The 14540-nt window shown below is 61.3% G+C and carries 11 protein-coding genes; 7 read left to right on the top strand and 4 right to left on the bottom strand.

The window, feature by feature from the left end; genetic code table 11:
• Positions 1-340: 340 nt before the first annotated feature.
• The 3 genes from QDT69_RS04720 (at position 341) to QDT69_RS04710 (ending at position 3091) form a co-directional block, all read left to right on the top strand.
• Entirely contained in the window at positions 341-1777 is a 1437-nt protein-coding gene (locus QDT69_RS04720) for an MFS transporter (protein ID WP_279705470.1), read from the top strand.
• Between the two features lie 79 nt (positions 1778-1856).
• Positions 1857-2276: a cupin domain-containing protein gene (locus QDT69_RS04715; RefSeq protein ID WP_279705469.1), complete on the top strand. Its 420-nt coding sequence runs from the start codon at positions 1857-1859 to the stop codon at positions 2274-2276.
• A 59-nt stretch (positions 2277-2335) separates the two neighbouring features.
• Positions 2336-3091 (top strand): SDR family oxidoreductase, encoded by a 756-nt coding sequence (locus QDT69_RS04710; RefSeq protein ID WP_279705468.1) that lies wholly within the window; start codon positions 2336-2338, stop codon positions 3089-3091.
• 140 nt (positions 3092-3231) lie between these two features.
• On the opposite strand, the gene QDT69_RS04705 is transcribed toward QDT69_RS04710, so the two are convergent.
• The 4 genes from QDT69_RS04705 to QDT69_RS04690 all read right to left on the bottom strand — a co-directional run bounded on the left by QDT69_RS04705 (position 3232) and on the right by QDT69_RS04690 (position 6323).
• Complete coding sequence (locus tag QDT69_RS04705; RefSeq protein WP_279705467.1) at positions 3232-3777, bottom strand: carboxymuconolactone decarboxylase family protein; 546 nt, start codon at positions 3775-3777, stop codon at positions 3232-3234.
• Positions 3778-3812: 35 nt separating this feature from the next.
• Positions 3813-4466 (bottom strand): nitroreductase family protein, encoded by a 654-nt coding sequence (locus QDT69_RS04700; RefSeq protein WP_279705466.1) that lies wholly within the window; start codon positions 4464-4466, stop codon positions 3813-3815.
• Between the two features lie 111 nt (positions 4467-4577).
• The gene (locus QDT69_RS04695; protein ID WP_279705465.1) at positions 4578-5495 is read right to left on the bottom strand and encodes an NADP-dependent oxidoreductase; all 918 of its coding nucleotides are present in this window, start codon (positions 5493-5495) and stop codon (positions 4578-4580) included.
• Between the two features lie 285 nt (positions 5496-5780).
• Positions 5781-6323, bottom strand: coding sequence for an OsmC family protein (locus QDT69_RS04690; protein WP_279705464.1), 543 nt, complete (start codon positions 6321-6323; stop codon positions 5781-5783).
• Positions 6324-7108: 785 nt separating this feature from the next.
• On the opposite strand from QDT69_RS04690, the gene QDT69_RS04685 reads away from it, so the two are divergent.
• From QDT69_RS04685 to QDT69_RS04670, 4 genes are all read left to right on the top strand, one after another.
• Positions 7109-8224 (top strand): efflux RND transporter periplasmic adaptor subunit, encoded by a 1116-nt coding sequence (locus QDT69_RS04685; RefSeq protein WP_279705463.1) that lies wholly within the window; start codon positions 7109-7111, stop codon positions 8222-8224.
• Positions 8221-11400: a multidrug efflux RND transporter permease subunit gene (locus QDT69_RS04680; protein ID WP_279705462.1), complete on the top strand. Its 3180-nt coding sequence runs from the start codon at positions 8221-8223 to the stop codon at positions 11398-11400. Before QDT69_RS04685 ends, QDT69_RS04680 begins: the two co-directional genes overlap by 4 nt.
• A gap of 122 nt (positions 11401-11522) precedes the next feature.
• Positions 11523-12551 (top strand): hypothetical protein, encoded by a 1029-nt coding sequence (locus QDT69_RS04675; RefSeq protein ID WP_279705461.1) that lies wholly within the window; start codon positions 11523-11525, stop codon positions 12549-12551.
• A 342-nt stretch (positions 12552-12893) separates the two neighbouring features.
• A complete protein-coding gene (locus QDT69_RS04670; protein ID WP_279705460.1) occupies positions 12894-14528 on the top strand; it encodes a GMC family oxidoreductase N-terminal domain-containing protein in 1635 nt (544 codons plus the stop codon).
• The last annotated feature ends 12 nt before the right edge of the window (positions 14529-14540 follow it).

The following is a 14540-nucleotide window of genomic DNA, read 5'->3' as shown; positions in this document are numbered from 1 at the left end:
ACGGCATTTGGGAGAGGGCACTTGCAATCTCGTCTCGTGTTGCAGGTGCTTCTGACAACGCTCTTACACCGTGGCAGTCGGATAACGACAAGGGAAATCACCTCTCGCCATCGAATCGATAGATGATCGGCATTGCCTCACTGCTCGGCGTGATGCCGTCGCGGCCTGTGCAACATTCCTTGATTGACCAATGGCAGTGAAAAACGTCGCAGCAACATTCCCGGTTGCCATGGAAACTATGCATGACGGCTATTAGAAAAAGTGGTCCTGCTCATGCCATTCCTAACTGGCGTTTTCGCTGAATTATATCCCGCAACGAAGCAACCGGGAGGATCAGGTTGTGAGCAGCGCGTCCCTGATGCTGACTGACCGCGGCCTCGCGTTCTCCGAGCCTGCGGCCCTCGGCGCCGAAGGCAGCACCAAGACGCTCGCTGCGTTGAGCTTGGGCGGTTCCCTCGTTTTCGTCAGCGGTGCGGTCGTCGCGGTCGCGCTGGCGGCGATTGGCCGAAACATGCATCTGTCGCCGCTCGAACTGCAATGGGTGATGAACGCCGAACTCTTGCCGCTTGCGGCCCTGACTTTGGTCGCCGGCGCTGTGGGGGACCGGTTCGGACGGAAGCGGATCTTCCTCGGGGGGATCGCTCTTTACGGTCTGGGCGTAGCCGCGATCGGCTTCGCGCCGAGTTTCGCGCCGCTCATTGTTGGCCGATTCCTGCAAGGCTCGGGCGAAGCCTTGATACTGCCCAATGGCCTTTCCGTGCTAGGGCAGGCCTTTCCCGCCGACAAGAAAGCCGGCGCGGTCGGCATCTGGTCTGCCGCAGCGGCTGTAGCCAGCGGGGGCGCGCCCGCAATTGCCGGCATGCTACTTGAGCACGGCTCCTGGCGGATGACCTTTCTGATGCTTCTGCCTGCGGCGGTCGGCGCGCTGGCCGTCGGCACCGTGTGGATACCTAAGGACTCTCCAACCGGTCGCGCCAGGGTCGGCGTCGCTGGCGCGGTGTTTTCGGCAGTTGGGCTCGGCGCGCTGGGCGCGGGGCTAACCAGCCTGACCAATGATTCGGGCTTGAGCCTTGGTGTGCTCCTCACCCTGGTCGTCGGTCTGAGCGGCCTGGCCGGCCTGATTGTGAGCCAACGGCGATTAGGCGACGCCGCCATGTTGCCGCCGTCACTTTTTACTTCGCGGTCGGTTATCGGCGCAAACCTGTTTACTGTGCTCCTCTACGCACCGTTCACGGTCGTGCTAACTTTGATCCCGTTCGTGATGATCCGCGGCGCACACCTGCCGACGCTGGCGGCAGGGCTGGCCTTCATTCCCATGCAAGTGCTGATCACAATCGTTTCGCCACTGGCCGGCGTGCTCTGCCGCCAGTTCGGCCGGCGCTTGCCACTGTTCTCCGGCAGTGCCATCGCCGCCTTGGGATGCGCAATGGCGCTCCGTATCGGCCCGAACGCGACCTATTGGGCGGACATATTCCCCGCTATCGTGCTGCAGGCTCTGGGCATGGGCCTGGCGATCGCGCCGTTGACGACCCTTGTCCTCACCTCCGTCGAACCCGATCGCGCCGGCACTGCGTCTGGCGTCAACAGCGCGGTCTCGCGCGCCGGGTCGCTGTTCGCCATCTCTCTGCTCGGCGGCGTCCTGCAGCAGGGTGGTCCCGAGCTGTTCTCGGGATTCCACATAGCGATGGCTGTCGCCGCGGTCGCCTGCGTTCTCGCCACGCTCGCGGTGTTCATTATCGAGTCGGGGCCCCACGTCGACTTCATCCCGCGAGACTAACCTGTTCGGTCCGCAATCGGCAGCAGGCGAGGCCGAGAGGAAGCAATGAAGACTAGCCTATAGGCAGAAGGAGAAACCCATGAGTATCCGAATCATTATCGCCGCCACCTGCGCCGCCTTCACCCTCTCAATGGCCGGCCCGATCTTCGCGCATGATAGCGAAGGGCAAACCGTGACGAAGAACTTCGAGGCGGCCATTCCGAATATCCCGGGCAAGTCGCTGATCACCCTGGAAGTCGATTACGCGCCGGGAGCAGCCTCTCCATCCCACACCCACGCGAAGTCGGCTTTCATCTACGCCTACGTGATCTCGGGTGCGATCGAGTCGAAGGTGAACGATGGCGAGACGCGCATCTATCGGGCAGGCGAGAGCTGGTCCGAGCCGCCGGGCGCGACCCATTCGATCAGCCGCAACGCGAGCAAGACCGAGCCGGCAAAGCTGCTCGCTGTCTTCGTCCTCGACACTAATGACCAAATGCTGACCACGCCCATCAGATAAACCTTAGGACGCACTCGGCGCATCGGCGAAAGCCAACCGATACTCAAAGAGAGAAGCGCATGAAGATAGTCGTGATCGGAGGCACTGGCTTGATTGGCTCGAAGATCGTTGCCATTCTGCGCCAGGGCGGCAACGAAGTCGTCGCGGCGTCGCGTAGAGGTGGGGTCAATACCGTCTCCGGAGAAGGGCTTAAAGAAGCCATGGCCGGCGCGCAGGTGGTGATCGACGTCTCCAATGCGCCTTCATCTGACCGCCAGGCGGCGTTAGAATTCTTCGAGACCTCCGGCCGCAACATTCTCGCGGCGGAAACCGCAGCGCGCGTACGGCATCATGTTGCGCTATCCATCGTCGGGGCTAACCGGGTGCCCGACCAAGGCTACTACCGCGCCAAGATCGTCCAAGAGAGGCTGATCACGGCTTCGAATCTTCCTTACACGATCATCCGCTCGACCCAGTTTCTGGAATTCCTCGGCAGCATCGCCGATGCGAGTACGGATGGAGGCATCGTCAGGCTCCCGCTGGGCCTAATTCAGCCTATCGCCGCTGATGACGTCGCCGCCTTCGTCGCCGAAGTTGCCTTCGCCAATCCGCGAAACGGAATCGTCGAGATCGCAGGCCCGGAACGAGCACCGTTCAATGAAATCGTCTCTCGCTATCTGAAAGCTATTGGCGACCCTCGCAAGGTCGTGAAAGATCCCGAGGCTCGATATTTCGGCGGTCGACTGGAGGAAAAGTCGCTCGTACCACTGGGCGAAGCGCGTCTCGGTCGCGTGTATCTCGAGGGGTGGTTACGCCTCTCGCGGAAAGGAGCCTGATCAGGGCGTAGCTCCTCCTGTTCTCCAACCGAACAAAGCCCGGACGCGTTCCCGAGAATCCTTCCTGGGGTGCATCCGGGCTCGGGCTTTACGTTCGCATCACATCAACCTTGGAGATGGTCGATGCGACCCGATGGAGTTCAAATCGAGCCAGCCGGAGCAACGGCGGGAAAGTCCGTCTCGGGATCGAACACGTTGTTGAAAAAGTTAGTCAGGGAGTACATAGCCACCAGCGCGACGATCTCGATAACGTTCGCATCCGAGTAGCCGGCGGCGCGGACGGCTTTAAGGTCGGCGTCATCGACCTTGCCGCGTGTCTCGATGACCTTGCGCGCAAACTCGATAGCGGCGTTCCGCTTCGGGTCACTAGCATGGCCCTTCCGAGCGAGAATGATCTCATTGGCCGGCAGCTTGGCCATATGATCGGCGGTAAAGCTGTGAACCCCAAGGCAATAGTCGCAGCCATTCACTTCGGAGACGGCGAGGCCGATGCTGTCACGCGTCTTCACGTCGAGCGCCTTGCTCAAGGAGCCGAGCAAGGTCGCCCACGCGTTGAACGCAATCGGGCTGGCAGCGAAGGTCGCTATCATATTAGGAGTAAATCCGATGTTCTTGGTGAACATCTCGAGGGTAGGTTTCGAATCGGCCGGCACCTGTTCTGGCTTCAGCGCTGTACTTCTCGTCATCTTAGTCTCCGCAATTTTACCAGTTTTATCGGCAATCAGACGAGTTCCAGCACATCTGCCACCGGCAGGCGCGGCTTCTGCGCCCAGTTTCCCGGGCGGAGCGCGCCTATGGACAGCAGCATGACCGGAACTTCGTTCTCGGCCAGCCTGAACTCGCGAGCCACCGCTTCGGCATCGAAACCGATCATCGGCGTCGAACCCAGCCCCATCGAAAGGGCCGCATAGATCATCGCCGCCGCGCCGAAGGTGGCCGTACGTACCGCCTCGTCGCGCTGGCGTTGCGGATACGCCATATACAGATCACGCGCGGGAATTTCCCAATCCGGCACCATCGATGCCGGCATGATGCCCGCCTCCACGAGTGGCGCCAATCGATCCGGTATGACGCTTGAGTCGGCCAACTGCCCGCAGACGATGAAAGTAACGGCGGCTTCGCTGGTTGCGGGCTGATTCCAGGCGATCGGTCGTAGTCGAGCTTTGGCTTGCGGCGTCCGTACGGCGATGAAGCGCCAGTTCTGCAAGTGAAAGGACGTCGGCGCGGTGGTGCCGATTCGTACCAACTCGCGGATCTGGTCGTCGCTCAAGGTGGCAGTAGGGTCGTAGTACTTGGCGGCGCTGCGGCTCATGATGCATTCGATGACAGCATTGGTCATGGCGATTTCGTCAGTCGAGGTAATTCCGTCGGACATGGTGATTTCCTTTGGGTTGAGGGGGTAGGTTGAAGGCCCGCACCGGCGTATGCGAACTGGCCGGGATGGACGGCGCCCGTTGGCTCCGCGCAATAACGGGCGTGCGTCGACTTAGGGGCGAATGCGGATGACCGTTTTGCCCTTGGGTCGCTTGGTCGGATTCAAGGCGGCGATGGCCTCGTCGAGAGTCGGAAGGTTGCCGATATTCGTGCGCAGTCGTCCGTCGCGCACCCGCTGGACGATCTCATTCAGTTGGGCACGATCGGCCTCGACGACGAAGTCGATCGCGAGCCCGTCGACAGGCCGTGCCTCGACCGGCCCGACGATGGACACCAGCGTTCCTCCCGTTCGAATCAGGTCTGCGGACCGTTTTCCGATGTCGCCGCCGATGCCATCGATCAGCAGATCGACTCCGCTGATGTCTTCCAGCGCGTCGTTGCCAAGATCAAAGAACTCCTTCGCGCCAAAGTCGAGCACCGCCTGACGGTCGGCGGCGCGCCCGGTGCCGATGACATAGGCGCCGAACTCGCGGGCGAGTTGCGTCACCATCGAACCGACGGCGCCGGCCGCGCCGTGCACGAGGACGCTCTGCCCCGCCTGAAGGCGGCCGTGCTGGAACAGTCCCTGCCAAGCGGTGAGGCCCGAGATCGGCAGACTCGCGCCCACCGTGAAGTCAACGTCGCCCGGCAGCGGCGCGAGGTTGCGGGCCTCCATGGCGACATATTCCGCCAGGGTGCCGTCGCGATACCAGTCGGCGAGGCCGAACACGCGCTGTCCCACCGACAGTCCCGTCGTGCCGTAGCCGAGAGCGGTAACCACGCCGGCCAACTCGTGCCCGGGAATCGAGGGTGTTCGGTCGCGGCCGAGGCGGTCGGTCCAGGTTGAGGGCCACTCCAGCTCAGTCGGAACAAAGCGCGCCGCATGAACCTGAACGATGGCGTCGTTTATCGCTGCCTGCGGCTCCGGCCGCTCCGAAAGCTTCATCCCCGACGTTCCCGCCGCCTGGTCCGTTACGACGATTGTTTTCATCATCCACCTCCTTGCGTGGGGTCTGTCGCCATCTTCCGATTCATTTTGCGGCCACGAAGCTCGCTGGTCCAATGACCAGTGGCTATGGAATTGATGCCATCAAAGCGGCACGCGAGAATCAAACTGCGTCAAACTAGTCATTGAATCGGAGCGGACGATCGCGCGAGAGCATGATCTCTGGGCACTCGGGAGCACATCCAGAGCCACGGATTTACGCAACTTGAGACCATGCATCATGAGAGGCTCCGGTGCCCCCGATGCAGCGATCGCCAGCACGAGAGACACTCAATCCGGATAGATATTCGGGATCCCGAGTTCAGCCAGATCATCTTCATAGCTGGCCTGAGTGCCGGCGTTGAGGTCGGAAGTAGTGGCGTCCAGGCGTAAGCGAATATCCGCACTGATGCCGAGAAGTTCGCCAACGGGGCAGAGATTTGCGACCTCCAGCAAAAATGTGCGCTGTTGCGCATCGAGTTTCCCCTCTAACACGAGAGTGCGCTCGAACGAATCCCTTTCACCCGCTGCGCCGTGGTGGAAGCTGACGCCCACTTCCACGCGCTCCAGCGGAACTTTTCCGCGCCGGGCGTGAAAACGAACGGTCATAGCGGTGCATGCGGCGAGGGATGCGCTTAGAAGGTCGTACGGGTTGGGACCCGGGGATACGTGTCCGACTCCATCAGGACCGCCGACAGGAAAGGGAGTTGCGTCGACACGACCAACCAGCGCGCCATGATTGGTGGGATCGCTCGTGACGAAGACTTCTCGGAGCTTGGATGCATTGCTTTGTGGCATCATGGAGCGTCCTTCCATTGTGTTTGAGTGTGCCATGCGAAGCGACTCGCTGACTGTCATGCCGTTAGGCTGCACGAAACTCTGTTATTGGCAGTGGGATCCGAATTCGTGCGACGTGTAAGCGCCGCACGCGCCCAAGCCGATGCATTTGAAATTAAATTCGGCGCCCATTCGAGTAAAGCTATCGTATCCATAACCGATAGGAATGCTCCGTGAATCGGGAGACAAGGCTTTCGATGAGGAAGTTTGTGAGCGCTTGCGCGGTGGGCTCAATCATGCTTCCGCTCACGCGCGCAATGTATTGACTTCCAGCGAGCCGAAAGTCCCAGGCGGACACTGTGTGAATTTTCGTTGCACCGGTTGTGCAAGCCGCGACAGTTTGATTGCGATTTTAGAAGGCGGCTCGGAAGCCTCTGCAGGACAAAAAACGTCCCCATTGAGCGTCATGCGGCTCGTGGCATTCCTGACATGACGGCGCGCAGCGCGCCGCCATCGGCAATAGCGTCCCTTTATCGATTCCATGGCGGGAGGTGATTTCCCTAGCCGGCGCTACAAGGTCATTCTCCAAATGATCGTCGTGCCGAGCTTGCGGTGCCGCGCTCGAAATCCGAGGTCGGCGTAGCGATGCGAATGCTGCAGCGATTTATATCGAGATTGGCCGGACGGCAATTGTGTCGACCGTCCAATTCAATCGCAACTTTCCAGGTCCTTGGGAGACGGAAGTGAATACGACCAATAGAACGCGGCATCCGGCCCCGAGAACTCGGCTCGATTGCAGCCCGTTTCGTCGACTTGGACGATGGGGTGGCGCATCGATCGGCATGCTGATCGCGCTCGCTGGCTGCGACGTGAGGGCGCAATCTCAGACGCCCGCGCCTCCGCCGCCGGTGACAGTGGCTCAACCGGTCAAACGGACCATCACCGACTGGGACGAGTTCACCGGTCGCTTCGAGGCGGTTGAGGAGGTCCAAGTCCGCGCCCGCGTCGGCGGCTTCGTCATGAATATCGCGTTTAAGGACGGCGACATGGTGCATGCCGGTGACCTGCTATACATTATTGACCCTCGGCCATTCGAGGCGGTGGCCGAGCAAGCCAATGGTCAATTGGCCGACGCCCGAGCAAAGACTGAGCTTGCCAAGCGCGAGCTCGATCGTGGCCTGACGCTTGTTCAGACGAGCGCGGTCTCTGAACAGGTCGTTGACCAGCGCCGCCAGGCAATGCAGGCGGCGCTCGCCGCTGAGACAATCGCGGAAGGCACGCTGAAGGCAGCCCAGCTCAATGTTGAATTTACTCACGTGCTCGCGCCGATCACCGGTCGAGTCAGCCGCCATCTTGTCAGTGTCGGAAATCTCGTCTCGGGCAGCGATAACGGCACCTCGACGCTGCTCACCACCATCGTCTCGATGGATCCGATCTACATCTATTTTGACGTGGATGAGGCCACCTACCTGAAGAACAACAAACTCTGGTTCGAAGGCAAGCGGCCGAGTTCGCGAGACACGCCCAACCCGGTCGAGGTGGCACTGACCGGCGAGACCAAGCCCTCGCATGAAGGGCGCATGGATTTCATCGACAACCAGCTCGATGCCTCGACTGCGACGTTGCGCAGCCGCGCCGTGATCCCCAACCATGATCTCTCGATCCTGCCGGGCCAATTCGGCCGCGTACGGCTGATTGGCTCTTCGCCCTATGAGGCGTTGCTACTGCCAGAAACTGCGATAGCGACCGATCAGTCGCGCAAGATCGTGTTCGTGGTGAAGGACGACGACACCGTGGAAGCACGCGCTGTCGAACTCGGCCCGCTGAACGGTGGCCTGCGCGTGATCCGTACCGGCCTGAGGCCGGAGGAGCACGTCATCGTCGACGGCGTCCAGCGCGCCCGCGTCGGGGCCAAGGTGACGCCCCATGTGGCGCAGATCGGCGGAGGCAGGTCATGAATCTCGGCCGTCTTTCCATCAATCAGCCCATCCTGGCGATGGTGCTGTCGATCGTGCTCCTTATCGTGGGCGCGCTGGCCTACCGGACGCTGCCAGTCGCAGAATATCCAGAAGTGGTGCCGCCGACGGTGGTCGTCACCGCGACCTATCCGGGCGCCTCGGCGCAGACTATCTCCGACACGGTGGCGGCGCCAATCGAGCAGCAGATCAACGGCGTCGAGGACATGCTGTACATGTACAGCCAGGCCACCTCGAACGGCCAGCTCACCATCACCATCACCTTCAAGCTCGGCACCGATCTCGACAAGGCGCAGGTACTGGTGCAGAACCGCGTCGCGATCGCGCAGCCGCAATTGCCGGATGAAGTGCAGCGCAACGGCGTCACCACCAAAAAGAACTCACCCGACATCTTGATGGTCGTGTTCATGCTGTCGCCAGATGATAGTCTCGACCAGCTCTACATCTCCAACTACGCGCTGCTGCAGGTCCGCGACCAGCTTTTGCGGCTCGATGGCATCGGCGACATCACGATCTTCGGCGCGCGCGACTATTCGATGCGGCTGTGGCTCGACCCGGACAAGATCTCCAACCTCGGCATGACCTCGTCCGACGTGATCGCTGCGATCCGCGCCCAGAATCTGCAAATCACCGGCGGCCAGCTCGCGAGTCCGCCGATCGCCGACCGCGCCTTCCAACCGAACCTGACCTTCACCGGACGGCTGAAGGAGCCGGCCCAATTCGAGGACATCGTGGTCAAGTCGGGCTCGGACGGTCGCATTGTGCGGCTGCGCGACGTCGGGCGGATCGAGCTCGGCGCGCTCGATTATTCCACCAACAGCTTCGAGCTGCGCAAGACCGCGGTCGCGATGCTGGTGACCCAGCGTCCTGGATCGAATGCGCTGGCGACCGCCAAGGGTATCAAGGACACCATGGTTAAGCTGAAGGCCAGCTTTCCCAAGGGGCTGGACTACGACATCGGCTACAACCCGACCGAGTTCATCCGGCAGTCCATCAGCGAGCTGATCAAGACCATCTATGAGGCGATGGTTCTCGTCGTCATAGTGGTGTTGGTGTTCCTGCAGGGATGGCGGCCGGCGATCATTCCTATCGTGGCAATCCCGGTGTCGCTGGTCGGCACCTTCGCGGCAATGGCCGCTCTTGGCTATGGCATCAACAACCTCACTCTGTTCGGCCTCGTGCTCGCGGTCGGCATCGTGGTCGACGACGCCATTGTCGTGGTCGAGAACGTCGAGCGGCATCTCGAGCATGGTATGAGCCGGCGCGATGCCGCGCTGAAGACGATGGAGGAAGTCGGCGGGGCGCTGGTCTCGATCGCGCTGGTGTTGTGCGCGGTGTTCGTGCCGACGGCGTTTCTCGGCGGCATCACCGGACAGTTCTTCCAGCAATTCGCGGTGACGATTGCGGTTGCGACCGCGATCTCCTGCTTCTGCTCGCTGACCCTGTCCCCGGCGCTGGCTTCGCAGATTCTCGTTCCGCACGAGGAAAAGCGGTCGCCGGCGCGGTGGAATCTGATCGCGCGCAGTTGGGAATGGTTCACCGGCATCTTCAACCGCGGCTTCGACTGGCTGTCCAACAGCTATGCCGACGTTGCCGGCTTCGTGATCCGCCATCGCGTCGTGATGCTGCTGATCTATGTCGTGCTGATCGGTAGCGCCGGCTGGCTGCTCGTCACCACGCCGCAAGGCTACATTCCGGCTCAGGATCGCGGCTACGTGATCATCTCCGCGCAGTTGCCAGGCGCGGCTTCGCTGGCGCGAACCACCGAGATTGTGCGCCGGATCGAGAGCATCGCGCTCGATACGCCGGGAATCTCGCATATCGCGGTCTTTGCTGGACTGTCGGGCGCGACGCGAACCCAGGCGAGCAATTCGGCCGCGCTGTTTCCGGTGTTCGAGGAGCCGGAAGTGCGGCTCAAGAGGGGGCTGAATGCGCAGGTGATCACGGCTGACTTGCGCAAGCGGCTGTCCGCGATCGAAGGCGCCTTCATCATCGTGATCCCGCCGCCGCCTATCCCGGGCATCGGCACCGGCGGCGGCTTCACTATGCGCATCCAGGACCGGCTGGGCCGCGGCCCTCAGATGCTTGCGGCCGCCACCGACGAACTTGTCGCAGCCGCACGCAAGTCGCCGCTGCTGCTCGCGCCTACGGTGTTCTCACCCTTCTCGGCGAACACGCCGCAGGTCTTTGTCGATATCGATCAGGTCAAAGCGCAGAAGCTCGGCGTGCCGATCCAGGGTATCACCGACACCATCCAGACCTATTTCGGATCGACCTATGTCAACGACTTCAACCTGTTCGGCCGCACCTATCACGTCACCGCGCAGGCCGATCTGCCGTTCCGCAAGGAAAAGCAAGATCTGGCGCGGCTGCGCACCCGCAACGCCAATGGCGACATGGTGATGCTCGGCAGCGTCGTGGATTTCAAGGACGTCTCGGGTCCCGACCGTGTGGCGCGCTACAACCTCTATCCGACCGCTGAGCTACAGGGGGAGGCTCGGCCTGGCATAAGTTCGGCGACCGCGATCGCCGTGATGAAGCGGCTCGCCGACGAGACCTTGCCGAGCGGCTTCTCTTATGACTGGACCGACCTGTCCTATCAGCAGGTCAACGGCGCCAATACCGGTCTGTTCGTGTTCCCGATCTGCGTGCTGTTCGTCTATCTGGTGCTCGCCGCGCAATATGGCAGCTGGAGCCTGCCGTTCTCCGTCATTCTGATCGTGCCGATGTGCCTGCTAGCCGCCACCATCGGCGTGCGCATCATGCATCAGGACGTCAACATCCTCACCCAGATCGGCTTCATCGTGCTGGTGGGATTGGCCGCCAAGAACGCGATCCTGATCGTCGAGTTCGCGCGCGACATCGAGGCCGAAGGCAAGGAGCGCCTCGAGGCGGTGATCGAGGCGTGCCGCCTGCGCTTGCGGCCGATCCTGATGACGTCGTTCGCGTTCATCCTCGGCGTGCTGCCGCTGGTGATATCGACCGGCTCGGGCTCGGAGATGCGTCAGGCGGTTGGAGTAGCTGTGTTCTTCGGCATGCTCGGCGTCACCCTGTTCGGGCTGCTGTTCACACCGATCTTCTACATGGTGGTCCGCAACCTCGCGGAAGGTAAAAACGAGGGCAAGCCGACCCAGACGATGGCGGCCGCGGCGGAGTGAGTTGCGATGTTCAGCTCCGCGTTTCCTCTAGCCGTCATGGCGCTGGGCGAGTGGAAACTAAAATCACAATGGCCGGGCTTTTGGGAAGGCGGATCGCGCGCCTGATATGCAAGAGGCTTAAGATGGGCGCATTTGCTCAACTGCGGGACCGATGCGCCACGATCGGGCAGCGCTTTGACTATTTAGCGTCGGCTCCCGCAATGGCTGCCATTTGCTACCCGTTTCTGCTCCGGGCCTTTCATGCCGTCGTTGGCACGCAAGCGGCAACGCCTTCGCTCTCCATAATTGTCGGCGCGACATTGATTTTGGCCGTAGCGTTCGTCGTGCCGTTTTTCGCGCTCGGGCTTGCTTGCCGGTGCAACGCCGATCCGGGGGCGAGGCGGCTCGCCTATGCCGCCGTGACGGCGCCAACGCTCTATGTCTTTCTTGGCGTCGTTCAGGCCCTAAATCGCAGCCCTATCCCCGACGAAATCGTGTGGTGCGTGCTTTGGCTCGCAATCGTGATCTGGTCACAGACCGCCCGCAATCCCGTCGTCGCCGCAACGTGGCCGACCATGGGACGCTGGCGTATCGTCCACGGAATGACGGCGGCGGTCCTGTCCCTATACGTGGCGTTCCATCTAACCAATCACCTGCTTGGGTTGATCGGCCCCGACGCACATGCGGCCGTTATGAAGGTCGGCCGCATTGTCTACCGCTCTCACGTGGGTAAACAGCTGTTGGTTGCGGCCATGCTTTTCCAGATCGGCACTGGTCTGTTCCTGGTATGGCGTTGGAGTGCCGCCCCGCAGAGCCTCCATCGGACATTTCAGGTCGGGTCGGGCGCCTATCTCTCGCTGTTTATCCTCGGGCACATGAACTCGGTTTTCATCTACGCTCGAAGCTTTCTCGGCATACCGACCGATTGGAATTTCGCGATCGGAGCCCCGGCCGGGCTTATTCACGACGCATGGAATATTCGCCTATTGCCTCATTACGCGCTCGGCGTGTTCTTTGTTCTAAGCCACCTTGCGTCTGGATTGCGGGTGGTGCTGATCGCCCACGGCGTCGATCAACGCCCCGCAAATCGTCTTTGGGGCGCGGGCGTCGTCGTAAGCGCCGTTATCTCGGCTGCGATCATTGCAGGTATGTGTGGGGTTCGGATCAGCTAGGCGGGCGCGCCCGCCGGCCTGGGGCACGCGGCTCATGAAGGTGAACGCGGCAATGGCTTAAAGCGTCCACCGCCGGCAAATTCTTTCATGATGAACTGGAAGTCGCCTCTGACGAGGGCCCGGGCCCGGCTGGTGGCGTTCGTCTCTACGAAATCAAGCAGTGCGCGAACGTTGATAACGATCGTCTATCCACTTGATGGCGACAGGTGATTTCCCTCGCCGGCGTTGCAACGTCATTCTGCAAAAGCAAGGCCTGGTCAATCTGCGGATCAGGTTCGCGATTGCAGGACGCGGGCTGCGACCGTCGATTAAACAAAAACACTGCGAGAGAGAAAGACACTAATGTCCCAGACGAGATACGACATTGTCATTATTGGTGCGGGCGCGGCCGGCTGCGTCGTTGCGAGTTATCTCGCCGAACACACCGACGCGTCGATCGCGCTGATCGAAGCGGGTGACATGGATCGCGACCCGTTCATTCACATTCCCGCCGGCTTTGCCAATATTCTAGCCCACGACCGGCACGTCTGGAAATACGAGACGGTTCCCCAGCACGGCACAAAGAGAGCATATCGCTCAGGCAAGGTGCTCGGCGGCGGCTCTTCGATCAACGCGATGTGCTACGTCCGCGGTCAGATACGCGACTTCGCGGCGTGGCAGGACGCGGTCGGCGACACCGGAAAATGGTCGTATGAAGACCTGCTTCCGGTTTTCATGGCGCAGGAAAACAACGACACCTTCCACGACGAATATCACGGCATAGATGGTGGTCTGGCGGTCCAGTTGCCCAAAGGCATCAATAAGCTGAACCAGTATTGCCTCAAGGCATTCCAGGAATATGGGATTCCTTATAACCCCGACTACAACGGAAAAAGCCAGATCGGCGTATCGCCGGTGCAGTCGACGGTCGGTGACCACCGTCGGTGCAGCGCTGTAGACGCTTATCTGCGTCCGCACCTGACCTCGGGCCGCGTGACCCTTCTAACCGGCAAGACCGTCGTTCGTATCCTCATCGAGAATAAGCGCGCGGTCGGCGTTGAGTTGATGGACAATGGTCTGGAGAGGATCACGGCCAAGGAAGTCGTATTGTCGGCCGGCACCGTCCATAGTCCGACGATCCTCATGCACTCGGGCATCGGGCCGGCTGAGCAGTTGCGCCAGCAAGGCATCGCGGTGATCGTCGATTCTCCAGAGGTGGGCGAAAATCTCCACGACCACCCTATGGTGCCGGTCCGTGTCTATGTGAAGGGAGATCTCGGCTATCAAGCCGCCGCGCACGGCATCGGCAGCGTGAAGGCGGGCCTGCGTTATCTGGTTACCAAGGATGGCCCGGCCTCGGGCAACGGCATCGAGACGGTGACGCATTGGAATCCATCCGATTTCACCGCCGAGCCGACGATCCAGTGCTATCACGCTCCGATCGTCTTGACCGAGCAACTCGGCCCGGCCGGCGATCGGTCGGGCATCACGTTCGAACTCGTGGTGCTTCAGCCCAAGAGCAGAGGCTGGGTGCGATTGGCCGACGGCGACCCGACATCGATGCCCCTGATCAACCCGAATTTCATGGGCGAAGAGGAGGACTTGAGGGCCGCGGTGGAGTCGGTGCGTGCGATTCGCAAGGTCATGGCTCACCAGTCATTGGCGAAGGTGATCGAGGAAGAGATGGATCCCGGTCCGCGCGTCCAGTCAGACGCCCAGATCGGCGAATGGGTGAAGCGTGTCGTAACGACAATGTGGCACCCGGTCGGCACGTGTAGGATGGGTCAGGATGCACTAGCGGTGGTCGACGCAAGGCTCAGAGTCCGCGGGGTCGACGGCCTCCGGGTGATCGACGCCTCGATCATGCCGAACATCACCAGCGGCAATACCAACGCGCCGACTCAAGCGCTTGCTCGCCACGCCACGGCGATGCTGGTTGAGGATCTGAAGCGGAACGCCGGATCGACACGGCGAAATGTCGCAGTGGCCCCACTTTGAATTCCGGTTGCG

Origin of the sequence: Bradyrhizobium sp. CER78 (assembly GCF_029846235.1) — a bacterium.
Classification (GTDB): Bacteria; Pseudomonadota; Alphaproteobacteria; order Rhizobiales; family Xanthobacteraceae; genus Bradyrhizobium.
This window is presented reverse-complemented; position numbering and strand designations above follow the sequence as displayed.